Genomic DNA, 24,317 nt, shown 5'->3' with positions numbered 1-24,317 from the left:
CATGCCTACCCCTAAGAAGGGTGCCCGTCTCGGAGGGTCCGCCAAGCACCAGAACCACATTCTGGCTAACCTGGCTCAGTCCCTGTTCGAGCACGGTGCTATCAAGACCACTGAGGCTAAGGCGAAGATGCTTCGCCCTTACGCTGAGAAGCTGATCACCAAGGCGAAGCGTGGCACGCTGGCTGACCGCCGCGCTGTTGCTGCTGAGCTGCCGAACAAGGATATCGTTGCACACCTGTTCAACGACCTTGCTCCGCTTTTCGACGGCCGCGAGGGCGGCTACACCCGCACCATCAAGCTGGAGAACCGTGCTGGCGACAATGCGCCGATGGCACACATCTCCCTGGTGACGGAGGAGACCGTCTCTAACGAGGCGTCCCGCACCGCCCGCGCCGCTGCTTCCCGCCAGGCTGAGGCCGAGAAGGCTGAGAAGGCAGAAGCAGAGAAGGCTGAGGCAACCGAGGAAGCTGCCGAGGAGGCTGCTGAGGAGCAGAAGTAATCTGCGCCGAGCCTTGAAGGCTTTGAACAACCGGCACGTAGGGTCGAAAGGCCCTGAGTGCCGGTTTTCTTTTGCCAGTTACAGTAGTTGCCATGGCTGAGAAGATCCCTTTCATTCTTGATACTGATACCGCGCAGGATGATTGCGTTGCCATCCTGCTTGGGGCAATGAGCGAGCGCGCTGAGATGCTTGGCATCACCATGGTTGCTGGCAACGTTGGTTTTGAGCGTCAGATTCAGAACGCGCAGCTAACGCTGAACGTGATGGGCAAGCTTGGGCAGATCCCGATCTTTACGGGCTGTTCGCAGCCGATGTTGCGCCCGTGGGCGTCGGCGGAGAACGTGCATGGTGATGGCTCGGGTGGGCTGACCATGGATTTTGATGCGGCGACGGCGGAGGATGAGCACGCGGTGGATGCGCTGTTGCGCATCACAGGGGAGCGCCCGGGTGAGGTTTCCGTGGTGGCAATTGGTCCGCTGACCAATATTGCTACGGCGATTGTGAAGGATCGTCGCTTTGTTCACAACGTGAAGAGTCTTTACATCATGGGTGGTTCGAACAACGGGCGCGGCAACATTACGCCGTCGGCGGAGTTCAACTTTTATGTGGACCCGGAAGCTGCCCAGATTGTGTTCACTGCTGGCTTTGAGCGCATCGTCGTGTTGCCGTGGGATCCGGTGACGTTGGTGGATGCCACGATTACGCGTGCGGAGTATGACAAGCGTTGTGCGTTTGGCACCCCCATTTCGGACTTTTTCAAGGCTGTATGTGACACCACGTTGGATTTCAACGAGTCTGTGGGGGTGGACGGTTCGACGCACCCGGATTCGGCTACGTTGGCGGCGTTGCTGTACCCGGAGCTGATTACCAAGAGTGCGCCGTACCGGGTGGATGTGGAGACGGCGTCTGAGTTGACTCGTGGTTTTTCTGCGATGGGGTGGGACAAATCCGACAACTTCCAGCCGAATGCAGAGGTGATTGAGAAGTTGGATAAGGACGGGTTCTTTGCCATCTTGGATGATCTGCTGCAAACGCAGACCACTCCGGATAAAGAAACGTGGATTGCATAGCTGTGGAGCAGGAGACGCTGCGGATCCGTCTGGATATTGCCTATGACGGCACGGATTTTCACGGGTGGGCCCGCCAAACGGAGGGCACCCGCACGGTGCAGGCCACGATCGAGGATGCGCTGAGTTTGGTCCTGCGCGCCCCGATCACGCTGACGGTGGCGGGGCGCACGGATGCTGGCGTGCACGCAAGCGGCCAGGTGGCACATGCTGATATTCCGACAGCGTCGCTGGCGCAGCGGTCGTTGGGGGAGGTGGGGGCGTTGGTGCGTCGATTAGCAAAATTGCTCCCGGATGACATCAGGGTGCTTGCGGTGCGCGAGGTGCCCATGCTTTTCGACGCCCGCTTTGCCGCCCTGACCCGCTCCTACACGTACCGGGTGACCACGCACCCGGCGGGGGCGTTGCCGACGCGAGTGCGTGACACGGCGGTGTGGGGCAAGCCGGTGGATATCAAGCGCGCCCAGGAGATCGCGGACGTTCTGGTGGGGTTGCATGACTTCGCGGCGTTCTGCAGGCCGCGTGAGCATGCGACGACGATTCGCCACGTGCAGTCGTTTACATGGCACGACGTGTCCACACCCGCGGAGCCTGAGCTGTACGAGGCACGGATTCAGGCAGATGCTTTTTGCTGGAACATGGTCCGTGCCCTGACAGCGACGTGCCTGATGGTGGGCGACGGCCGCAAGGATTTGGCGTGGGCGCTTGAGCTGTTGGGCAAGTCAGTACGGGATCCGCAGGTGCAGTTGGCGCCGGCGAAGGGGCTCACGCTAACTGGGGTGACGTACCCGCGGGAGGAGGATTTGGCTGCGCGGGTGGCGGTAACAAGGGATAAGCGGAGCCTGTAGCTAGAATGCTTGCGTACTTATCTCTCACCCTGCCGGGCTATGAGTTGGAGGAAACCATGACGTCGACTGCCGCCGTGTGGTTCGCGCTCATCTTCTTCATGCTCCCGGGCTTTGTAGTCAACTGGGTTGCTGGCATGCGCGCGCCGGCGGCGATGGGGGCAGCGCTCCCGGTCAGCTTCGGCGTGATCGGCATGTCCGCCTGGATGTGGGGGCTGACCACGGCGCCGTTTAGCTTATGGACGTTCACGGTCAGCTGGGTGCTCGCCCTTGCCGCGGCGGCAGCGTGGCGTTATGCGTTTGCGCGTAGGGCACGGCGGCGCGGCGGCGAGGTGAGCTGGCGCCGGGCCCTGTTCCCTGGTGATTGGCGCGCGGGCAGCGTGCTGGACCCAGCGTGGGTGCTTCCTGGCCTTGGCGTGGCGGTGGGTGCATGGATGAGCATCACCGATAGGTTGGGGTGGTTGCGCCGCCTGCCAAATGGCCTGGACAACATCGTGCAGGGCTGGGACGTGCAGTGGCACGCCAACGCAGTGCGTTTCATCATGGAAACGGGTGTGGCCTCCCCAACGAGGATGGGCGAGCTGCAGAACCTCGAGACCCACGCGGCACTGTTGTACCCCTCTGGCTTCCACGCGGGCGTGGCGCTGTTTGCTGAGGCCGCCGGCTTGGAGCCGATTCCGGCGCTGAACATCAGCCAGATCGTGCTGCCTGGCATTGCGCTGCCGATGAGCATGGCGTGTTTGGTGCTGGCGTTTTTGCGCTCGCGGGGACTGACGGCGCAGATTGCCGCGGGCCTTGCCGCGGCCCTTGTGTACGGCGCACCGCAGATTCTGTGGGTGTCTGATTACGTGGGCATGTGGCCCTACCTGTTTGCCATGACGCTGACCGGCACCGTGGTGTGGCTGTTTCTGCGGGTGCCGTTCCACCATGCGTCGGCGTTGCCGGCGGCGCTGGGTTTCTTAGGCGTGCTGTGCGCGCACCCTTCGGCGGTCACTGTTGTGGTGGTGTGTGTGGCGTTGGCGTGGGTGGCGTCGTTAGTAATCAAGCCCGCGCGCAGCCGGATCAGTGACCTGCTGTGGCTGGGCGCGCCGGCACTGGGTGCCTCGGTGGCGTTCCTGCCGCAGATTTTGGCGGGCTCCACGCAGGCTGAGGAAGTATCGGGCTGGCGTGCAGACGAGGCGTTTAAAGACACCGACGCATGGGCCTCTGCCTTCTACATGCAGACGCGCCACGTGGATCAGTTCTTCCCCAACTTTGCCAAAGCGGACGCGGTTGTGGCGCTGTGGCTTGCCCTGATCGGTGCCGTGGTGATGGTGTTTTGGCGCGGTCAGGTGTGGCCGGTGCTGGTGTACGCGATCAGCCTGTGCGCCGCGGTCAATGCGATTGACCAGTTTGATAACGGCTTCGGTACTGCGCTCAACGTGTTGGGCAACCTGCACTACAACACGCCGCACCGGTTGATCCTGCCGGTGGTGATGTGCGTGGTGGCCGCGGTGGCGGTGGCACTGGCCGCGATGGTGCGGCTGGTAACGCTGGCGCCGCTGGCCGCGCGCTCCCAAAGCACAGCGGCACGGTCGGCAGCAACGGCGGCGTCGGTGGCTGTGGCGTTGGTCCTTGGTGCGGTGGCGGTGCCCGCCGTGCGCGCGGAGACGGTTGCAGGCGCGGAGGATTCTTTCGCCAGCCCACGAAGCAGCGGTCGCATGGTCAGCGCCGATGATCTGGCCGCGTTCGATTGGCTTGCTACCCAGCCGAAGGCTTTTGAAGGCTACACCATGGGCGATCCCGCCGATGGGCACTCCTGGATGTACGCGTATAACGGGGTGCCCACCATGTCACGGCACTACCTGTGGCCCACGGGTGGGCGCGGCACAGCCTTTGACATCACGTATTGGAACGTGGATGACATCGGCGAGGGCCTGCGTGGCCAACCGCGTGCCACGAACATTGCAGACAAGGCAGTCGAGGCGCTGGACGTGAACTTCTATATGGTTAGCCCGGATCCTTTCTGGCATTTCCAGCGCACAAACCAGGAGGCCAAGCTGGGGCTGTGGGCTTCTGAAGGCATGACCCCGGTGTATCGCAAGGGCAAAGTGGTGATCTTTGCTGTCAACGCGGCGTTTAGCCCGGCGGAGATCAAGGCCATGCGTGCAGATGCCCTGAACAACGGCTCCGATGCCGTGCCGCTGCTGGCGCCTGCAGGCGGTACAAGTACCGCCAGCGTCACAGGTTTTTAGCCCATCGCTGCACGCCCGTGCGCAGTCCAAGGTAGGATGAGCGCTTACTGCGATTGCGATATTGCAATTGGGGGAAATCGGGGGAAGGGTAAAAACTATGGCAAAACTGTTGCCAACCACCAAAACGCAGGTTTCTGGCCACCGCTTCATGCGCAGGCGTGTTGAACACGGCATCGTTTTTGGTGACGTCCGCATGATCCACGATCCGCTGTTATCCAGGCGCCGCGCCATGGTGTTTGCATGGTGGCGGTGTTGTTGGTTTCAGGGGTGATGGGGTTGTTTGCGTGGATGCGTCCAAACCCGGACCCGGGCGAGGCGCCGATTCTGCGTGCCAGCGACGGGTCCCTGTTCGTGCAGGTGGATGGCGTCGCACACCCGGTGACCAATCTCGCGTCCGCACGCCTGATTGCGGGCTCTGCCGCGCAGCCGGCGCGGGTGGGGGATCAGGCGTTGGGGCAGCTTCGTAAGGGCGTTCCGGTGGGGATCGTGTCCGCGCCTGCAGTGTTTGCGCCCGCGGATTCGGAGGATGAGTTCTGGTCCGTGTGCCAGGCAGGTACGGATGTGGTGGTGCGCGCCGATCAAGCGCCGGAGGCGCTGCTGCCCTCGGAGGCGGTGCTGGCGGTGGCGGATAACCGCGAGTGGGTGGTTACCGCGGCGGGCCGCACACAGTTGCCGCCGCCAACCACCCCGGAGGGCCGCATCATCCGCCGCGGCCTGGGCATCAGTGCGACCACGCCGCGTTGGTCGCCGCCGCCGTCGCTTATCACCGCACTCAAAGAGCTGCCACCATATGTGCTGCCGCACCCTGCGCCGCAGATCGTGCGCACCCCGGCCGGCGCCTGGCTGCTTGTCAATGGTGCGGTGCAGCCAATCACTCGCCTCCAGGAGCTTTTGCTTATCGACGCCGGCGTGAACCCCACCCACATCACCCAACCCCAACTCGCCTCATACCCGGACCTGGAGCCAGCCTTTGACCTGCGGCTGCCGGAGCAGATCCCGATGTGGGTGGATCCCGCGCGGCGCGCCGTGTGCGTGGATGAAGTTGGCGGCGCCGGTGCCGTTTCCTACGAGGAGGCGCTGCGCGGGGCGGTGCAGCTTTCCGGCACCGCGGTGGCGACACACTTCGCGGGCCTTCACGCGGGATCAGTGGGGGTGGACTCCGGCTTCGGGTTTCACGTGGTCTCTGCGAATGGGCTGCGGCATGCGGCCGCCGAGGCCCTGACCTTGGAGACCGTCGGCGTGGCGCGCATCGACACCGTGCCGTGGGGGCTGCTCGCCCTGCTTCCGGAAGGCGAGGCGTTGACGCGGGAAGCCGCGCTGACGGCCACCTACTAGGCCGGTACTAACGCCGGAGGCTGCGCGCGACCGTGGTTACGCCTGCGAGCAGCAGCGCGGCGGCCAACGCGATGAGCCCGCGCCCGGGCGCTGAGGAACGTTCCTTCGCTGCCGGGGTGATGACCAACGGGTCTTGCTCCTCAAGTACCTCGGGTGGCAGCTGGGAGATAACACGCAGCGGGTCGATCGCGCCGTCGCCGGGTTCGGCGGCGGCGAACACCAACTCGCGCACCTGGTGTGGGCTCAAGTACGGGTAGCGCTGCAGCAGCAGGGCAACTGCGCCGGCAACTCTTGGTGCGGCGAAGCTGGTGCCCACGTACTGGGAGATGCGGTCGCGGCCGGCGACGGTGCCGGTGGCCCAGCCCGCACCGTCGGAGGCAAGCGCGTAGGACACGGTGCCGTCGGCGGAGACGAACGGGCCGGGCACGGTAATGGAGTAGTCCGCAAGCGCGTGGTTGGTCGCGCGGGCGCCTACGGCAATCACGGTTGGGGAGTGGGCGGGGATGACGCTGAAGCCCTGCTCGCAGGCTTCGGTGGTGTTGCCGGCTGCTGCTATGACGACGGCGCCGGAGTGTTCGGCGCGCATCAAGGCGTTGTTAATCGGCGCCATATCTACAAGCTGGGCTACCTCCGGTGGCAGGCACGAGACAACAGAGATGTTGATCACGCGTGCGTGCTCGTCGAGCGCGTTGTGGATGGCGGCGGCGAGGGTTTCCAGGGTGCCTGCGTATTCGGCAAGCTCGGCGTCGCCGGCGCGGTTGCGGTAGTGGGCGGAGGTTTGCCGGATGCTGATGATCTCTGCGTGGGGAGCGATGCCGCGGCTGGTGCCAGCGATGATGCCGGCCACGATGGTGCCGTGGCTGTCACAGTCCGCAAACGGGTTTGGCGCGCCCGCATCGACAAAGTCGCGGCCGGCAATGAGCTGGTCTAGCTCCGGATGATGGGCCACGCCCGTATCAATGACCGCTACGCGGACGCCGGCGCCGGTGGCGAAGCGGTGCAGCGCATGACGTTCTGGTCCCGGTGCGGGAACCGGCATGTCTGCCGGTAGATGGGCGGGCACGGCGCAGGCGTAATCCTGGGCGGTGGCAACGGGGGCAAACGCTGGCACAGGTGTTGCCAAAGCAGCCAGCGCCGTGGCAAGGACACCCGCACGAATAACACGTCGAGTGCGCATCCTTAGAGCCCCCGGATCAGTCCGAAGAGGCCGGTGAGCTGCACCGCAAGCGGGATCACTGCCATGATGGCGGCGGCCTCGGCGCGTTCGAACCACACCACCGTGGTCGGCTCCAGTGTGGGTAGGTGTGGCGCCCACAGTGGGGTGGTGCTGATGCCAAGCAGAAGCAGTACCGCCAGCACGATCAGCACGGGGTGTGGGTCCTGAGCCACGATGACGGCGCCAAATAATGCGCAGAGTGCGGCCAGGGTGGTCAGCGTTAACGCCACTCGGGACGCCGGGTAGTGGTGGCGGGTGGCGTGCAGCCCCATAGCGCCCGCGGCGGTCAACGCAAACGCCGAGACCCATCCAACGCGGCCGTCCGCATGCCAGCTGATCACAGCAAAAGCGGGGATGGTGCAGATGGCAACGGCAATCGCCATGGCGTCCGCAATCGCGATCGCGTTGGCGCTGCGAGCGTCTACATCCAGCTGGTAGCCGTCAGAGCCGGTGAATTCCTCGCCGGCTGTGGGGATGCGCGGGATTTGCAAGCCTGCTGCGCGGCTGGCCACGCCGGGGATAGCCATGACGGTGACTAGTCCCGCGAGTACGGCCAAAGCTGCCGGGGCGTCCCGGTCGGGCAGCCACGCACCCAAGGCGGTGACGCTGACCACCACCGCGGCGGTGCAGTAGGCGGCGGCAAGCGCCGGCCCAACGAGGCGCACTACGGCACCCGCCGCCATGGTGGTCAGTGCGGCGAACGCCCCGCTCATCGCTGCCACCGCCAGATCTCCTGGCCCCATCCAGGTGGCGCGCGGTCCAGCAACAAACGCACCTACCGCAAGCGCGGTGATCGCAGGCACGAAGCCGTACAGCACGCGTGAGCGCGACACTGCCGCCACTACCAACACCACCATCGCGCATGCCGCCAAGGCGACGGGCAGCGAAGCAAAGCGGCTGGCAATCCCGGCAATGCCCACCGCGCCGACAACGCCTGCGAGCACATCTAACCCGCGCGCCTCGCCAGTACCTTCGGCGGCAGCGCTCAGTGACTCGGCGGCGTCGCGAACCACAGGGGCGGAGGGCGGTTCGATGGGGTGGAAGGTGATCACGGAGCCGTCGAAAAGCCGAAGCTTATGCAGTGGTGTGTGCATGTCCAGCGGGGCACCTGCGACGGTAGTGGCCTCCCACGGACGGTGTACCTGCGGAATGTCGATCATGCGCGCAAGCTCCGGCAGCACCTCTGCCAGCGTGGATGCGGTAGGCAGTGTGACATCGATGTCGCGGTGAGTTGACGCTACCGAAACCCGCACCGTGACACGCACAACGTGGTGCGCCGATGTAGCAACCATGGTTCTATCCCCCCAAAGTAAGTGTTTGCGCGGACCCCCTTTTTTAAGCCGCGCAGCTGGCCATCAGTATGCACCAGCGCAGAAGCTGTGTCTAGCAAAATTCTTAAAAAACATGCGTGCAGGCCGCACATTGGGTTTATACTTCCACCAAGGCCTGCAGGTTTGGGGGTCCGGTTCTGGGGGAATCGGCGCCTGCTGGCACTGTGACAAAGGGGGAAACAGGCAGAATGCTTGGCCGCGACCGCAACCCAGTTCTTGCACCCACCCACGGTGTGCTGATGCCGGAGCAGCAGCCACCACCGATGCCGCAGGGGGCGCTCAACGCTGAGGCCGTGCCTGCGGCCCAGAAAGATCAGCCGCTGCCGCTGATCCGGGTGCTCATCCCGGTGGTGATGGTGGTGGCAATCGCTGCCGTGATGGGGCTGATGGTGGCCTCGGGGCGCCAGATGAGCCCGATGATGCTGGTCTTTCCTTTAATGATGTTGATTGGCATGGTCGCCATGTTCAACCCCACCGAGGGCAAAGGCGACATCGATGAGACCCGGCGCGTCTACCTGCGTCACTTAGATGCACTGGTGGGTCGCGCCCGCACTAACGCCGTGAAGCAGCGCGAACACTCCACGTTCGTACACCCCGCGCCGGGCGAGTTGGCTACGGGAGTTGCCTCGGAGCGGGTGTGGGAGCGAGGTGACACGCACCCACAGGCCCTCCAGGTCCGGCTGGGTACGGGCGCGACGGCGTTGGCCACCCCGGTGGAGGTGGATGATCCGGGCTCGCCGGAAGATCTGGACCCGGTGTGCGCGGTGAGCCTGCGGCGCACGGTGGCTGCGGTCAGCGCGGTGCACCAGATGCCGATTGTGGTGCAGCTGGCGGCGTTTCCGGCAGTCACGTTGGCGGGTCCGCGCGCGGCGGAGGTGGCGGCCTCCATTGTGTGCCAGCTGGCGTTTTTCCACGGCCCGGAGCTGGTGGGCATTGACGCCTTGCGTGCGCCGTTTTCCTGGTCAAAGTGGTTACCGCACGTCCGCAGGCCAGAGCAGGCGCAGTGGCGCATTTCGCTTGTCGACGCCACGCTAACCCCCACTAGCGCCCTCCACACAGGCTCCGCCGCGGCCGCAGCCATGGCAGCGCACGAGAGCGACTGCGTGATCACCATCCACCCGGACCCGGACTACTTCGTGGACGAAGACGCTCTGCACCTGGTGTGCGCGGACACGATCACGGCGCACACAGCAACCGGTGCGGAGCCGCTTGGCGTGCCGGATGACTTCCGTGATGTGGAAGCGCAGCACCTTGCCCGCTTGCTCGCGTTTTATCGTCGCCCGGAGGAATCCGCAGGCTCCGGTGGGGCGGACGTGTTGTCCATGTTGGGGTTGGACCGGCTGGATTCGGCGGACATGGAGTCCATGTGGCCGGGCCGCGAGGGCACGCGCCAGCGCCTGACGGTGCCGATCGGTGCGACCCCGGACGGCCAGGCAGTGTTTCTGGATTTGAAGGAGGCCGCCCACGGTGGATCCGGGCCGCATGGTCTGTGCATTGGGGCAACAGGCAGTGGAAAGTCGGAATTGTTGCGGACCCTCGTTGTTGCCCTTGCTGCCACCCACTCGCCGGATGAGCTGAACCTGGTCCTGGTGGATTTTAAGGGTGGCGCGACCTTCCTTGGCTGTGAGGGCTTGCCGCACACCAGCGCCGTGATCACCAACTTGGAGGATGAGGCGGTGCTGGTGGAGCGTATGTATGACGCGCTGTCGGGTGAGATGCATCGCCGCCAAGAGCTGCTGCGCAAGGCTGGCAACTTTGCCAACATCACGGACTACACCGCGGAGCGGCTCGCGGGTACAGCCCGCGGCGCCAACTTGGAGCCGCTCCCGGCACTGGTTGTGGTTGTCGATGAGTTCTCGGAGCTGCTGACCCAACACCCGCACTTTGCGGATCTGTTTGTGGCTATCGGCAGGTTGGGGCGCTCGCTTGGGGTGCATTTGCTGTTGGCCTCGCAGCGCCTGGAAGAGGGCAAGCTGCGCGGGCTGGATAGCCACCTGTCCTACCGCATCGGCTTGAAGACGTTTTCTGCCGCCGAGTCGCGCCAGGTGCTCGGTGTGCCGGACGCCTACGAGCTGCCCGGTGAGCCCGGTTCGGGATACCTCAAGGCCGGTGCGCCTCAGCTGACGCGTTTTCGCGCGGCCTACGTCTCAGGGCCGGTCACCCGCAGCGTGGTTACACACGCGCCGGTAGGGCCGGTCGTGGTGAGGCCGTTCCACGCCTGGGATGCCGAGCAGGAGGCGCTGGATAACCCACCAAAGCCGGAGACGGTCACGGAGACTGACACCTCTACAACGGTGGTGGATGCGGTGGTGGAAACCACCCGCAGGTTCGCCGAGGAGGCGGGCATGCGGGCACACCAGGTGTGGTTGCCGCCCTTGCCGGCGCAGTTGGAGCTTTCCGCGCTGCGTCCCGGTGAACACAACTTTGGCGCGCTACAGGTGCCGATGGGCCTGGTGGATGAGCCCTATCACCAGCGCCAGGACACCTTGCTGCTGGATTTAAGTGCTTCGGGTGGGCACGTGGCGTTGGCGGGTGCGCCGCAGACCGGCAAGTCGGAAGCGCTCAAAACCCTGGCGGCGTCGCTTGCGCTGACGCACACCACGGACCAGGTGGCGATCTACGCTATCGATGCTGGCAGCGGCGGGTTGTCAGACCTAGAGGTGCTGCCGCACGTTGCGGGCACCGCCACGCGTGGTGATGAGGAGAAGGTGCGCCGCATCGTCGATGAGTTGCTCGGCGTGATCGATGCTGAGGCCGAGCACCAGCAACAACCGACCCGCCACACGGTCCTGCTCGTGGACGGCTGGCACACCCTCCTTGCCACCGACTCCAAACTCGAAGACCTGCGCGATCCGCTCACCCGCATCGCCTCTGAAGGCCCGGCCACCGGCATCCACCTGGTGCTGACAACCCAGCGCTGGAGCGCGGTCCGCTCCGGCGTCCGCGACCTAGTGGCCACCCGCTGGGAGATGAAACTCACCGAGCCGATGGACTCGCTGATTGACCGCAAGGTCCAAACCACCCTGCCAAACCGCCCCGGCATCGGCGTCACCCCAGCGGGCAAGGTCATGTTGATCGCCCGCACCACCGCGGAAGACCTCGCCCACATCGCCCAGGTCACCGCCACACAGCCGCGCGTGCCAAAACTCAAGGTGCTTCCTACCCACGTCAATGGGCTTGTGCTTATCGACGCCCCGCCGTCGCCCCCAACCACCCCCATCCCACTCGGCGTTGGCGGCCCACGCCTGGAACCGGTGTGGTGCGCCTCCGGCCACGTGGTTGCAACCGGCGGGGCAGGGTGTGGAAAATCCACGTTCATCGCCACCGCCATCCGCGCCATCGAGGCACTGCCACGCGAAGAGGCGCGCATGGTGATCCTGGACCCGCGCCGGGCACACCTGGGGCGCGCCAGCGACGACATGATCGCCGCTTACGGGGCGTCATCAACCTCTATCGATGACGCGGTCAAGGCGCTGTGCCACACGTTGTCCTCGCGCCTGCCGGGGCCAGACATTTCGCCCTCTGAGCTGGCGGCGCGCTCCTGGTGGCAGGGGCCAGAGCTGTACCTGGTGATCGATGACTTAGACCTGGTCAACGACGCTGTGCTGCGGGACCTCGCCGAGTACATCCCGCACGCCCGCGACATCGGCCTGCACGTGATCTGTGCCAGGAAGCTAAGCGGGATCTCGCGCGCGCTCTTCGGCGGGTTTTTGGGCGCGGTTAAAGACATCCACCCGGACGCGCTGGTCATGGACGGCACGCGCGATGAGGGCAGCGTCTTCGGGGTTCGTCCCGGCCCGCTTGCGCCGGGGCGCGCAACGCTTGTGCAACTGGGATCAACAGTCGGCGCCATCCAGGTTGCCGCACCATATGAAGAGGGGGAGGACCTATGAATCAGCTCAGCCAGCAGCAGCCAAAACTGCGCATCACGGTAACGGACGGATCGACCGTGTTTACCGGGGCGGCGAACCTGCACCGTTTCGACGCACCGTCGGAACACGAAATTGTCGCCTACGCCAAAAACGTCCTCGGGCCGTTTCCAGAAGGCGCGCCCGTGCACATCACCGCGTCCGCCGAACGCTTAGCGCGCTTGGAGGCGGCGTTTGCGGACTATGACGTGGTGTTGACCTTGGAGGAGTTGGTGGGGGTTAGCGTGGACGTCGATAAGCAAGAGCCCAAAGAGCCCCACGAGCCCTTTGGGGTGGAAGAGGACTGGGAACAAAACTGGCTGGTAGATGAGCCGGAAGAGCCGCTTGCAGAGCGCAGCCAGTGGCCGCTGTACTTGCTGGGTGCGGCGCTGGCGGCAGTCGTAGTGCTGGTGGGGTTCGGTGCGGTGTGGGCAATGCGTGCCTGGAACTCCCCGCCAGCGAGCGCCCAGGCGGAGCCGGTGCCGGCTACAACCGTGGTGACCACGAGCGAGGTGACCACGACGGAGCCTGCCCAGCCTGTTGAGCCACAAACAGTTGTGCTGGAACAAGACGGGCTGCGAGTGGAGTTGCCCGCCGGCTTTACCCTCGCTGAGGATGAGGACACGTGGCGCGCCACCGGCCTGGATCCAGATTTCCGCCTGCACATGGCGGTCGAGCAGCTGTACAACCTGCCCGCGCACACCATGGCTGAGCAGGTCTTGCGTGACATTGAAGCGGACCCGGAAACGCAGCTTGTGGATACGGATGGCCACTCGCTGACCTACCTCGAATTTCCCGGCGACGGATCCGAGGTGCTGTGGAAGACCTGGCCGCACGACAACTACCAAATCTTCGTGGCCTGCCACACTCGCACCGCGCCGACCACCGTGCAGCAAGCAACGTGCCGCATGGCATTCGACTCCGCCGAATTCTCACCGCCCGCAGCGGGCTAAAACCAGGCCAAAACAGGGCGAGTTCCAAAAAATTTTTACACAGTTTCAGCAGGTCACGGGATTTCCAAAAAGTTTTTTGCAAAACGATGGAACCTGAAGGCCGTTTAGCCAGTCCAAATAAGTGAACAGTTCATCGCATACCGGCTGTTCTCACCTAACACCTACAAGGGGGAAACCACCATGAGCCAATTCAAGACCGAAGCCGACGTCATGCGCTCCACCGCGGACCACGCGGACAACGTCAACGCAGATGTCAACCGTGAAATCGACCGCATCCAGGATGTGGCGCAGTCCGTCCGCAGCTCCTGGGAGGGCCGCGCGCAGCAGAGCTTCGACCAGTTGATGGTTCGTTACGACGATGCCCAGCGTCGATTGACGGAGGCACTCAGCGACATCTCCAACAACATCCGTGACAACGCAAAGAACTTCGAGAACACGGACGTAACCACCACCGACAACATCGACCGCATCGCCGCCACCCCGGGTCTGGCGCTGTAACCAAGCAGAGCAAACGAGTAGAGAAGGACTTTCATCATGCAGATCAAGTACAACTTCGCCCAGATCTCCAACACCGCGCAGGACATCCGCTCCTCCGCACAGCGCATCAATGGCCAGCTGGGGGACCTCAAAGACATCATCAAGCCGATGACGGACACCTGGGAGGGTGAGGCCCGCGATGCCTACTACGCGCACCAGGCCAAGTGGGACCAGGCCGCTGAGGACCTCAACCGCATCCTCAACCAGATCGCTGAGACTGTGGATGAGGGCAATAACCAGATGATGGCCGTCAACAACGCAGCAGCCAACAGCTGGGGCTAAACACCAAATACAGACTTCCCCTTGGTGCACGGGCGATGGGGGCCGTGGATGCAAGGGGAACGGGGGAAGGGGGATACAACAGAATATGGGGGAGGCGGCGCCTCGCACACTAGCCATAACGTTCATGAACTCCGGTTCGGCTGGTGGGCGGGGCGCTGCTCTTTTAGATTCTTTGGGGTTTTGGTGGATGAACCTCGGGTGACGTAAGGTTATCCACCTGTGTGTCGTGCAGGCACCCATGTGTGGGTGTTGTGCGTGGTTGTCGTCGGGTCTCCACCGGCCGCCGTCGATAAGCAAGATGCACATGTTTGAACAGATTTGGCCGGCAGCCATCTAGACAGACTTTAAGGAGTCATGCATGTCTACTTACCACCCGAAGAGCGGTGACATTACCCGTAAGTGGTACGTCATCGACGCTACCGACGTGGTGCTGGGCAAGCTCGCTTCCACCGTTGCAGACATCCTGCGCGGTAAGCACAAGCCGCAGTACGCACCGAACGTTGACACTGGTGACCACGTCATTGTGATCAACGCTGACAAGATCCACATCTCGTCCAACAAGCGCGATCGTGAGATGCGCTACCGCCACTCCGGCTACCCGGGTGGTCTGAAGTCCATGACCCTCGGCCGCGCACTGGACGAGCGTCCGGACCGCGTGATCGAGGAAGCTGTGAAGGGCATGATGCCGCACAACAAGCTTTCCCGTCAGTCCATCAAGAAGCTTCACGTCTTCGTCGGCGAAGAGCACCCGTACGCTGCTCAGAAGCCGGAAACCTACGAGTTTAAGCAGGTGGCACAGTAATGACCGAGCAGAACAACTACACCGAGGAAACCGCAGCTGAGGCGCTCGACACCGACATCGACGCTGCTACCGCTGCAACCGAGGAGTTCAACTACACCATCGCCGACGCTATCGCTCCTGAGCAGGACGAGGCAGCCGAGGCAGTTGAGCCGGTGCAGCTGCACGAAGGCCCGATCCAGACCGTTGGTCGCCGTAAGCGTGCAATCGCTCGCGTCACCGTGGTCGAGGGCGAAGGCAAGATCACCGTTAACGGCCGCGAGTTCGAGGACTACTTCCCGAACAAGCTGCACCAGCAGGACATCCTGCAGCCGTTGACGCTGCTGGAGCGCGAGGGCCAGTTCGACATCAAGGCCAACATCTCCGGTGGCGGCCCGACCGGCCAGTCCGGTGCTCTGCGCCTGGCTATCGCCCGCGCACTGAACATCTACAACCCGGCTGAGCGCACCACCCTGAAGAAGGCTGGCCTGCTCACCCGTGACGCTCGTGCAGTGGAGCGCAAGAAGGCTGGTCTGCACAAGGCACGTCGCGCACCGCAGTACTCCAAGCGTTAATCGCTGGCACTTACTGCAGTACGTACAAAACGCCGCAACCCGTTTCCTGGGTGGCGGCGTTTTTGCTTTGCCTATACTTACCCTGCCTGCCTAGGCACTTTTGGCGTGGTTGGCAATGATCCAGCCTGTCACCAAACCTTGGCCGATGGTTGCGCCGGCACCTGGGTAGACGGTGCCGAAGACGTTCGCGGCCGTGTTGCCCTGGGCGTAGAGGCCGGGTACGGGAGAGCCGTCGTTACGCAACACGGTTGCGTTCTCATTCGTGGAAAGGCCGCCGCAGGTACCCAGATCTGACAGCACCATACGTGCCGCATACAGCTTGCCGCTGAGTGGGCGCAGGTTGTTGTTCGGAACGTTCGTCGGGTCGCCGTAGTAGTTGTCATACAGCGAATCGCCGCGCCAGAACTGGGTATCTACACCCGCCTGGGCGTCCGCGTTAAAGGACTGCATTTGCTGCACAAAATCATCGACGGGCAGCCCAACCTTGGTGGCGAGCTCCTCCGGGGTATCTGCCTCAACAATCACACCAGCGTCGTACCACTCCTGCGGGAACGGCATCCGCGGGAAGATCTCCGAGGCAAACAGGTAGGAATCCTTATACGCCTTATCAAAAATCAGCCAGAGATCGTTGGCGCGGCCCTCCTCGCGCAGCGCCAAGGTGCGCTGGCCGAAGGTCATGTAATCAATGGACTCGTTAATAAAACGCGTGCCGTGCTCATCCACCATGAAGGAGCCCGGCAGGGAACGCTCTGCAAGCATGATCTTCGGCCCACCGTCGGCCTCTACCGGGGCGAGCGACGGGAACCACCACGCCTGATCCATGAAGCTGGTCTCCGCATCGGCCTGGTCTACGGCGATGGAGATTAGGTCACCAAAGTTGGCGTCATTTCCTAGCGTCATGTCCTTTCTCAGCGTGGGGGACTGGAACCGCTGACGCCAATCCATGTTGTGTTCAAACCCGCCGCCGGCAAGCACCACGCCTCTGCGAGCTCGGATGGTGACGTCCTTGCCATCTTGGGAGGCTGTCACACCTGTGACGCGGCCTGCGTCGTCCTGCAACAGCCCAGTCATTGGGGTGCGGGTCCAGATAGGGATGTTGCGCTTTACACAACCGTGGAACAAGCCACCTGCCGTTGCCTGGCCGGTTGCCACATATTCACGCCCGATGACCAGACCGCCGATGCCTTGGATGGTGCGCCACGCGGCTTGCGGCAGGGCCTTTACGGGCAGCTTGGTAATCAGGTTGAGGTACTTATAGTTCGCGCCGGTTGCCGGCATGGGGAATGGGGCTTCGATGGCTGGCGGGTGGAAGCGCCCCCGCTCGTCCCCAAGCTTTCGCAGATCAAACGGTTTCGCCTCACAGGTACGGCCGATAGCGGCACCACCGGGACGTTCAGGGTGGTAGTCGGAGTAGCCTTTTGCCCAAAACAGGTTCAGGTCTGTCAGCTCGTCCAACTTCTTGATTGCGGCCGGGCCCGCTTTTATTACCGCTTCCCAGCGTTCGCGTGGGGCGTCGTCACCGACCAGGTCGTTGACGTATTCCAGTCCACGTTCCACGGTGTCGTTGAAACCGTCGCGACGCAAGACGTGGTTTCCGGGTGCCCAAAAAGCACCACCGGACATAGAGGTGGAACCGCCGACGTATTCGCTTTTCTCAATGACCAGCACATCTAAGCCCAGATCATCGGCGTAGAGCGCAGTAGCCAAACCGGTACCGGAGCCGACGACTAGGACATCAACTTCAATATCGCGTGCGGTGGGACCTGAGGGAGCACTCATGGATCTCTCCTTCGCTGTGTGTGAGTCGTTACCTTGATCCGCCATTCTACGGAAAAGAAGCAACGTGGATGTCGGCTGCTGTGAAGCGACACAGTCGAATGATGGGCCTGGGGCAGAAGGGGGCGTGCATAATGAAACGCATGACTCGACTCTTTGGAACTGATGGTGTCCGCGGCCTGGCTAATGAAGCGCTGACGGCCTCGATGGCACTGAAACTGGGGGCAGCGGCCGCAACCGTACTGACCAAGGATCGTCGCTCTGAGAGCCGCCGCCCAACCGCGCTGATCGGCCGCGACCCGCGCGTATCCGGTGAGATGCTTGCCGCAGCAATGGCCGCCGGCATGGCGTCGAAAGGCGTGGATGTGCTGCGCGTCGGCGTTATCCCTACCCCTGGTTTGGCGTTTCTTACGGACGACTACGGTGCGGACATTGGCGTGATGATCTCGGCGTCCCACAACCCGATGCCGGACAACGGCATCAAGTTCTTCTCCGCCGGCGGCAAGAAGCTGCCGGATGATGTGGAAGACGAGATTGAGGCTGCGATGGCGCAGCTGGATGAGACGGGCCCAACTGGTACCGGCATCGGCCGCGTCATTGAGGAAGCACCGGATGCCCAAGAGCGCTACCTGGCGCACCTGAAGGAGGCTGTGTCTACTGACCTGTCCGGTATCAAGGTTGTGGTGGACTGTGCCAACGGTGCGGCTTCCCAGGTAGCGCCGAAGGCGTACACGGCCGCGGGTGCTGAGGTGGTTGCCATCTTTAACAAGCCGAACGCTTTCAACATCAATGACGGTTCCGGTTCCACCCACATGGAGCAGATCCAGGAGGCTGTGGTGGAGCACGGCGCCGATATTGGCCTTGCCCACGATGGTGACGCGGATCGCTGCCTTGCCGTGGATGCCGAGGGCAACATTGTGGACGGTGACCAGATCATGGCGATCCTGGCTACCGGCATGAAGGAGCGCAACGCGCTGCACGACAACACGCTGGTGGCCACGGTGATGAGCAACCTTGGCCTGAAGCTGGCCATGGCGGAGCAGGGCATTGAGCTAAAAGAAACCGCAGTGGGCGACCGCTATGTGCTTGAAGAGCTCGGCCGTGGCGACTACTCGCTCGGTGGTGAGCAGTCCGGCCACCTGGTCATCCCGGCGCATGCCACGACTGGCGACGGCACGCTGACCGGCCTGAGCCTCATGGCACGCATGGCGGAAAGCGGCAAGAGCCTGGCTGAGCTTGCGAGCGTGATGAAGGTGCTGCCGCAGGTGCTGATCAACGTACCCGTGTCTAACAAGGGCAAGATCATGGACGCAGTCGAGGTCCAGGAAGCCATCCGCGAGGCAGAAGCGGAGCTGGGTTCCTCCGGCCGCGTGCTGCTTCGCCCGTCCGGCACCGAGGAGCTGTTCCGCGTCATGGTGGAAGCTGCCGATGAGGAGCAGGCGCGCAAGGTCGCAGGCGCGCTGGCAGCGGTAGTCGCAGCTGTGTAGCGCAGCTCATCCTGGCCGCGAGGGCCTCATTTTTAGTCAGGTGTAGGTCCGCTCGGATCCCTGTATTGCCCGTGTAGAAAAATTTTTCTGCCGGGCAGGGAACCAGCGGGCCTTTTTCGCAGTCTGAATATGAGGAAGGATTTTTCAATACCAGGATTGGGGGTTTGCGCATGGAGGCACATTGGGGCCCAGAGCTTGATACAGACGAGCTGCGCTCACGCTTCGGCGCGGCGATGGCAACGTATGAAGAGACCGCGGCGCAACTAAACCGGGAAAAGGTAGACGTGCGTGCTGTTGACTTCGGCGAGGGGTTTGCCGTCCAGGGGGCGCGGATTGTGAGCGCGCTGGAAACCCTCCACGGCACAACGCTGTCCTACCTTGATAACCGCAGGGGCACGTGGAACAGCATCTTGGCGCTGGTGGATGACGTGGAAAACCAGGATGGGTCTGGTGCCGGAGCCTTTAGCGGGGTGAGTGGGCTGTGAGTACGGCAACAAACGGCAGCGTGCTGCTCACGCTCGGCCGAGAGATCAAAAACGTGGTGAGGTTGTTGGACAACTCACCACAGGTGCGTGCTGATCAGCGTGCGCACGTAGCGTCATTGGCAGCGGATCTGATGCTGCTGCTGAACAAATCCGAGGGGCAAGATTTGCGCACGTTTCTTGCTGCGGCAGATGCATTGCGCGGCATTGGGTTGGCGCTAGCACCCCAGGCGGGCCTCGTGCCGGAGCCTGGGCTTGCCAGGCGCTGGTTTGAAAACGAAGGCATCGCGGAGCGCGAGCGTACTGATGTGAAGTTAGAGAAGGAACACTTTGCTCGTCGAGACGAAGTGGCTACCCGCATTGAGCAGTGCTGCTCCTGCATCGAAACGGTGCAGGAGTCCACGAAGGTTGGAGTGGAGCTGCTTCTCCAGCCACCCGCAGAGATGCTAAAGACGCTGCTGAGGGCGGGGTTTAGCAATCTCGTTCCGGCTGCCGCGGATTTGGTGATCAATGCAATGCGCGGCTCGGTTGAAACCTTGCAAGACTGCAACAACACGGTAGAAATCGCCCTGGATGAAATTGCGAACAATATCTGTACCGCCGCAGAGACTCAGCCTCAGGCACCGGTGCAGTATGGCAATTGTGCGTGCCCGCCTTCTGCTCCTGCGCCCAACCCGGCACCCCAACCGGAACCCTGCCCACAGCCGACACCTACGCCTGTACCGGCACCAGCACCGACACCGGCGCCTACACCACAGCCAACTCCGGAGGGCGGTGTCGCTGACGTAGCCAAGCAGGTGATCCCTACCTTGGAGAGGCTGACCCAGGTTGTGCCTGCTTCCGTGAATATGCCGGTGAACCTGCCGGTGAACCTGCAGTTTGATTTCACCCTCAACGGCGGGATCAATACCAACGTGAACCTGGGGCAAGGGCTGGAGACTGCCGCTAGCTCGCTGACAAACATGGTGGGGTGTGATGTCACCTCGCAGTTCCAGCCACAGCCCGCGCCCGAGTGCGCGCCGGCCAACGTGGCATGTGGCCCGCTCGGCCAGCTAGGTGTTGCTGCGGTGCTGGGCTGCATCGAGTTCTTCGCTGAAACACTGACCGAATCGGCGCACTGCGTCTGTGGTGAGCAGTGCTGCACGCCACCAGCACCGGAACCAACCCCGCCGCCTACCCCCGCTCCGGAGCCGGCTCCTACGCCACCACCGGCGCCACCACCTGCGCCAACTCCGCAGCCGCCGGTGGGTGATGGGGTAATTACGCCTCCTCCACATCTAGCAGATGTGCCGGAACCGACACCTCCTCAGGAAAAACTTGGAATGATGAACACACAGGCTGCTTCACACAGCTCGGACACGGGGGGTCCACAAGAAACTTCGGCCCCTAAACCGGCACCGAATCAGCCGCACGTGCCAAACACGGACGAAAATTGGGGGAGCAAAAAGGTGGGTGAGTGGTAATGGATTTCGCCGAGTTTGCTGAAAGATATCAGCGTCGTACTGCGAAACGGTTGCAGGACTTTGAGGCGGCGATCAAGGCCGCACAGCGCACAATGGAGGTCACTGCGCAGCAACATGCAATTGCACGCGAGCTGTATCCGCAGCGCCCTGTGTATATCCCGCGGGGGGATTACACCTTGCCGCGCAAACTGTATGAGAAACAAAGACGGGGCCAGGTGCGTTCGGTGCTACGGCGGGAAGGTCCCGGCACTGAGTCCGAAAAGCCAGACAGCTAAAGCCGGCTAGGTGTACTTCCTCGGAGGTTCGGGAGAGCCGGGTGAAAGAGGTCTGCAGCAGCGGTTAATGCTGGCGGCGGCCGTCCAGGGCGAATTCGACGAGGCTGGACCCGGGTACGGCCACCTTTTTCTCGACCGCCGTACACCAGCTGGTGGTGTCGGTGACAGGAACGTTGTTCTTACCAGCGATGGTGATGGCGTCGATGGTGACGGCCAGTGCCTGGTTGCGGGGCGGGGACTGGATTTCCATGTGGCCGTCGAAATATTCATTGGCTTGGCTTGCGCTGCGCTGGGCTTGCCCAGGTCGCGCTCGGCTTGCTCTGGGCTTTTGCAATGTCTGCTAGTGGACGGCGGGATACTCCTAGCAGACAATGAAAACCGCCCTCCATTTCCCCAGGTGAAATGTGCAGACTTTCGGCCATTTTTGCGTTGTATGCTAGGAGCCCGTCCGCCCTCCTAGCAGATAAACGTTATGTCAAGTAGAAAGCGAGCAGAAGACAAGCAGAAGCCGACACAAGCAGGAGCAAGCAGAAGGCAATCAAAGGACAAGCAGAAGCCTGCGCGACGCCGGCTCAAGCCAGCTAGAACACAAGCCAGCTAGAACAGGGAGAACTTGCTGTCGTCGCGGGCGATGCCTGCGGCCTCAGCAAGGTCTTCACCGATGAGGGAGTCCACGTTCTTGCCGGTGGCTTCCGCATCCGAAAACGCGGCGTATTTCTTCTCACCGGCAAGCTTGTGCAGCAAAAAGCCGGTGAGCAGTGCGCGGGTGGTTTCCTGGTTCTTCTTGTCATTAGAGCCAAGGCCCAGCAAGCGGATGCCCAGGCCGTCTTCGGAAAAGCCCTGCTGCGATGCTTTCTTCACCGTCCGGTAGGACACTTGGCCGGCCCAGTTGTAGGCAAGCTTGGCGGGGTTGCCGGGGTTGAACAGGGAGTTGGCGTCCTCGCCAGGGCCCACGATTAGGCCGGGCACGTACACGCGGCGCGCCGCCTCAACGGCAGACGGCGCCACGTTTGCCGGGTAGAGCGCTGCCACTGCGCGGACCTTGTCGTTGCCAACGGCTGTCAGTACTGCGGCGCCGCCGCCCATGCCGTGGCCAGCAACACCCAGCTTGCCCGGGGAGACGGTGACCTCGCCGTCACCCATACGCACCCCGGCAAGGATCTGGAGTGCGGTTTCCAAATCGGCGGCAAACCCAGCGTGGTCCGGGCTCAAGCCGGTTTCAGTATCAGGTGCCGCCACCACGATGCCCCAGCTGGCAAGGTGGCGAAGCGTCTCGGTGTACGCGCCGATGTCGCGGCGCCAGTCGTGACCGAACGCTACCGCCGGCAGGTCCTTGCCTTTGGCAGGCGCGTAGACCTTGCCGGGCAGGCCGGTGTGGCCCAGGTCGCCCTCCATCACACGGTGTGGGCCGCGCTTGGACAGTTCTGAAAGTTGCTTCAAGTTCGCAGACACACGGGCAACTCTACTTGATTTGGCATATGTTTCTGCCGGAAAGCCGCGTAGGGTGGCATGGATGCTAGGCGCCTTATCACTTGCTTTTATTGACTCGGTCAACCTGCTGCTGATTGCAGTCATCGTGGCCGTGGGCATTGTGGCGCCTCGGGAAAACCGCAGATATGCCAAGGTCACAGGTCTGCTGATCGCGGGTGATTGGCTGGGGGTTGCATCGCTTGCGGCGCTGATGCTGCTGATTTTCGACGGCCTCGGTGACACCGTCCAACGCTTCGTCGAGGGCCCAGTGTTCGGCATTTTGCTGATTGTCACCGGCGTTGTCACTGGTCTTTTGGCGCTTCGGGGCGGGGATAACGCCGGTCTTGTGCAGAAGGTGATGGGGCCGTTGGCGGTGCCGTCGATAAGCACAGTGCTCACGGGTGTGGTGCTGGGGCTGGTGCAGTCGGCGACCTCGGTGCCGTTTTATGGCGGGCTGGCGCTGCTGTCGGCCGCTGGCATCGAGCCGGTGCAGCGCTACGCGGCGATTCCGCTGTACGCCACGGTTGCACTGTCGCTGCCCACGCTGTGTGCCCTGCTGGTGGGGTGGGTGCGCGCGAAGCCGAACTCTGCTGCCGGGCGCGCGTTTGCGTGGGCGCGCGCGAACCCAAAAACCGTGTCGCTGGCCGCAACGTGGGCGGTGTCGGTGATGCTGATCGCGCTCGGCGCGCTGCACCTGCTGTAATGAACGCATGAGTTTGACTGCTCGCATTGATCTTGACGCAATCGCGCACAACACCCGCCTGTTGAAACGCCAGGCAGGCGACGCGAATCTGGTGTGCATTGTCAAAGCAGACGCCTACAACCACGGGGTTGTGCGCTGCGTGCCGGTGATGGAGGCCAACGGTGCGGACGCCTTCGGGGTGGCCACGCTCGCCGAGGCCCGAGAGGTCCGCGCCCTCACCCGCCTGCCGGTGATGTGCTGGCTGTGGGACCCGAGCGACGACATCCCGGAAGGCATCGAGCTCGCTGCCCCCACGATGGAGCATTTGATCAGGCTTATCGACGCCCCGTTTACCCCCACCACGTACCTCAAAGTGGAAACCGGCATGCATCGCTCCGGCTTCGATGAAAGCGCGTGGGATGAGGTCTTCGCCCTGGCGGCTGAGGCGGAGCAGGCCGGGCGCATTCGCGTCAAGGGGTTGATGAGCCACCTGGCCTATGCAGACAATCCGCAAGATCCCTACACCGATACGCAGGCGGAGCAGTTTCGTACCGCAATCAACCGTGGGCGCGCAGCGGGTCTGGAGCTTTCCTGCAACCACCTCGCCAACACGGCGGCGACATGGACGCGCCCGGACCTGCACTTTGACCAGGTCCGCCCCGGGGTCAGCCTGTACGGCATAGATCCGATCGTTGGGCCGGATGAAAGCGCGGACAAAGGTTTGCGTCCGGCGATGTCGTGGGTGGCGGACATTTTGGCGGTCAAGCGCATTGGCAAGGGCGACCCGGTCAGCTACGGGTTGACATGGCACGCGCCGCACGATGGGTTTACCGCCGTAGTTCCTGCTGGTTACGCCGATGGTGTGTCGCGCGCGTGGCAGCCGCACCTGCAGATCACGGTCCGCGGCACACGCTACCCGGTGGTGGGGCGCGTGTGCATGGACCAGATGGTGATCTGGTTGGGTGCTAACGAGGAGGGGGTCACGGCTGGTGAGAGGGCCGTGATCTTTGGCCCTGGCGGGATGAGCGCAACCGAGCTTGCTGGCCGCATTGGCACCATTGACTATGAGGTGTTGTGCTCACCAAAGGGTCGCACCCGCCGCGAATACTGCTGATCGAGCTG

The 24,317-nt window shown here is 63.1% G+C and carries 21 protein-coding genes and 1 pseudogene; 17 read left to right on the top strand and 5 right to left on the bottom strand.

The features are described from left to right. Window position 1: 1 nt before the first annotated feature. The 5 genes and pseudogenes from rplQ (at window position 2) to eccB (ending at window position 5,980) form a co-directional block, all read left to right on the top strand. Entirely contained in the window at window positions 2-499 is a 498-nt protein-coding gene (gene rplQ, locus HMPREF3104_RS01855; protein ID WP_070493768.1) for a 50S ribosomal protein L17, read from the top strand. Between the two features lie 92 nt (window positions 500-591). Next, on the top strand, window positions 592-1,569 hold the full coding sequence (locus tag HMPREF3104_RS01850) for a nucleoside hydrolase (RefSeq protein WP_070493766.1): 978 nt from the start codon (window positions 592-594) through the stop codon (window positions 1,567-1,569). After that, the gene (truA, locus tag HMPREF3104_RS01845; protein WP_246816319.1) at window positions 1,557-2,414 is read left to right on the top strand and encodes a tRNA pseudouridine(38-40) synthase TruA; all 858 of its coding nucleotides are present in this window, start codon (window positions 1,557-1,559) and stop codon (window positions 2,412-2,414) included. The genes HMPREF3104_RS01850 and truA overlap by 13 nt, the downstream gene beginning before the upstream one ends. Window positions 2,415-2,419: 5 nt before the next feature. Then, window positions 2,420-4,645 carry a DUF6541 family protein gene (locus HMPREF3104_RS01840; RefSeq protein ID WP_246816317.1) on the top strand — a complete coding sequence of 742 codons (2,226 nt, stop codon included), beginning with the start codon at window positions 2,420-2,422 and terminating at the stop codon, window positions 4,643-4,645. Between the two features lie 97 nt (window positions 4,646-4,742). Beyond that, a pseudogene (gene eccB / locus HMPREF3104_RS01835) lies at window positions 4,743-5,980 on the top strand (type VII secretion protein EccB). Window positions 5,981-5,987: 7 nt separating this feature from the next. Here eccB and HMPREF3104_RS01830 read toward each other — a convergent pair. Together HMPREF3104_RS01830 and eccD are read right to left on the bottom strand one after the other, a co-directional pair. Next, complete coding sequence (locus HMPREF3104_RS01830) at window positions 5,988-7,157, bottom strand: S8 family serine peptidase (RefSeq protein WP_070493760.1); 1,170 nt, start codon at window positions 7,155-7,157, stop codon at window positions 5,988-5,990. A gap of 2 nt (window positions 7,158-7,159) precedes the next feature. Next, window positions 7,160-8,488, bottom strand: a complete 1,329-nt coding sequence (gene eccD / locus HMPREF3104_RS01825; protein ID WP_070493757.1) for a type VII secretion integral membrane protein EccD — start codon at window positions 8,486-8,488, stop codon at window positions 7,160-7,162. Between the two features lie 227 nt (window positions 8,489-8,715). On the opposite strand from eccD, the gene eccCa reads away from it, so the two are divergent. From eccCa to rpsI, 6 genes are all read left to right on the top strand, one after another. Beyond that, window positions 8,716-12,420, top strand: coding sequence for a type VII secretion protein EccCa (eccCa, locus tag HMPREF3104_RS01820; RefSeq protein ID WP_070493755.1), 3,705 nt, complete (start codon window positions 8,716-8,718; stop codon window positions 12,418-12,420). Beyond that, a complete protein-coding gene (locus HMPREF3104_RS01815) occupies window positions 12,417-13,388 on the top strand; it encodes a type VII secretion-associated protein (protein ID WP_070493753.1) in 972 nt (323 codons plus the stop codon). Before eccCa ends, HMPREF3104_RS01815 begins: the two co-directional genes overlap by 4 nt. 180 nt (window positions 13,389-13,568) lie before the next feature. Next, on the top strand, window positions 13,569-13,886 hold the full coding sequence (locus HMPREF3104_RS01810) for a WXG100 family type VII secretion target (protein WP_052205345.1): 318 nt from the start codon (window positions 13,569-13,571) through the stop codon (window positions 13,884-13,886). Between the two features lie 36 nt (window positions 13,887-13,922). Continuing rightward, window positions 13,923-14,207, top strand: coding sequence for a WXG100 family type VII secretion target (locus HMPREF3104_RS01805; RefSeq protein WP_052205344.1), 285 nt, complete (start codon window positions 13,923-13,925; stop codon window positions 14,205-14,207). A 358-nt stretch (window positions 14,208-14,565) separates the two neighbouring features. Then, entirely contained in the window at window positions 14,566-15,009 is a 444-nt protein-coding gene (gene rplM, locus HMPREF3104_RS01800) for a 50S ribosomal protein L13 (RefSeq protein ID WP_052205343.1), read from the top strand. Then, on the top strand, window positions 15,009-15,560 hold the full coding sequence (gene rpsI / locus HMPREF3104_RS01795) for a 30S ribosomal protein S9 (RefSeq protein ID WP_070493751.1): 552 nt from the start codon (window positions 15,009-15,011) through the stop codon (window positions 15,558-15,560). The genes rplM and rpsI overlap by 1 nt, the downstream gene beginning before the upstream one ends. Window positions 15,561-15,650: 90 nt before the next feature. On the opposite strand, the gene HMPREF3104_RS01790 is transcribed toward rpsI, so the two are convergent. Further along, window positions 15,651-17,339 (bottom strand): FAD-dependent oxidoreductase, encoded by a 1,689-nt coding sequence (locus tag HMPREF3104_RS01790; protein WP_070493749.1) that lies wholly within the window; start codon window positions 17,337-17,339, stop codon window positions 15,651-15,653. Window positions 17,340-17,479: 140 nt separating this feature from the next. Here HMPREF3104_RS01790 and glmM point away from each other — a divergent pair, with 140 nt between their 5' ends. The 4 genes from glmM to HMPREF3104_RS01770 all read left to right on the top strand — a co-directional run bounded on the left by glmM (window position 17,480) and on the right by HMPREF3104_RS01770 (window position 21,043). Continuing rightward, window positions 17,480-18,823: a phosphoglucosamine mutase gene (gene glmM, locus HMPREF3104_RS01785; RefSeq protein WP_070493747.1), complete on the top strand. Its 1,344-nt coding sequence runs from the start codon at window positions 17,480-17,482 to the stop codon at window positions 18,821-18,823. Between the two features lie 170 nt (window positions 18,824-18,993). Then, complete coding sequence (locus HMPREF3104_RS01780) at window positions 18,994-19,308, top strand: hypothetical protein (RefSeq protein WP_052205340.1); 315 nt, start codon at window positions 18,994-18,996, stop codon at window positions 19,306-19,308. Further along, window positions 19,305-20,768: a hypothetical protein gene (locus HMPREF3104_RS01775; RefSeq protein ID WP_141738086.1), complete on the top strand. Its 1,464-nt coding sequence runs from the start codon at window positions 19,305-19,307 to the stop codon at window positions 20,766-20,768. The genes HMPREF3104_RS01780 and HMPREF3104_RS01775 overlap by 4 nt, the downstream gene beginning before the upstream one ends. Then, window positions 20,768-21,043 carry a hypothetical protein gene (locus HMPREF3104_RS01770; RefSeq protein WP_070493742.1) on the top strand — a complete coding sequence of 92 codons (276 nt, stop codon included), beginning with the start codon at window positions 20,768-20,770 and terminating at the stop codon, window positions 21,041-21,043. The genes HMPREF3104_RS01775 and HMPREF3104_RS01770 overlap by 1 nt, the downstream gene beginning before the upstream one ends. A gap of 64 nt (window positions 21,044-21,107) precedes the next feature. On the opposite strand, the gene HMPREF3104_RS01765 is transcribed toward HMPREF3104_RS01770, so the two are convergent. Then, window positions 21,108-21,377 carry a hypothetical protein gene (locus tag HMPREF3104_RS01765; RefSeq protein WP_141738085.1) on the bottom strand — a complete coding sequence of 90 codons (270 nt, stop codon included), beginning with the start codon at window positions 21,375-21,377 and terminating at the stop codon, window positions 21,108-21,110. Window positions 21,378-21,640: 263 nt separating this feature from the next. Further along, complete coding sequence (locus HMPREF3104_RS01760) at window positions 21,641-22,495, bottom strand: poly(ethylene terephthalate) hydrolase family protein (RefSeq protein ID WP_070493739.1); 855 nt, start codon at window positions 22,493-22,495, stop codon at window positions 21,641-21,643. A 61-nt stretch (window positions 22,496-22,556) separates the two neighbouring features. On the opposite strand from HMPREF3104_RS01760, the gene HMPREF3104_RS01755 reads away from it, so the two are divergent. Next, window positions 22,557-23,216 carry a hypothetical protein gene (locus tag HMPREF3104_RS01755; RefSeq protein WP_052205335.1) on the top strand — a complete coding sequence of 220 codons (660 nt, stop codon included), beginning with the start codon at window positions 22,557-22,559 and terminating at the stop codon, window positions 23,214-23,216. Window positions 23,217-23,223: 7 nt separating this feature from the next. Then, complete coding sequence (alr, locus tag HMPREF3104_RS01750; RefSeq protein ID WP_070493736.1) at window positions 23,224-24,309, top strand: alanine racemase; 1,086 nt, start codon at window positions 23,224-23,226, stop codon at window positions 24,307-24,309. Window positions 24,310-24,317: the final 8 nt, after the last annotated feature.

The organism is Corynebacterium sp. HMSC30G07 (genome assembly GCF_001806945.1).
Lineage (GTDB): Bacteria > Actinomycetota > Actinomycetes > Mycobacteriales > Mycobacteriaceae > Corynebacterium > Corynebacterium riegelii.
This window is presented reverse-complemented; position numbering and strand designations above follow the sequence as displayed.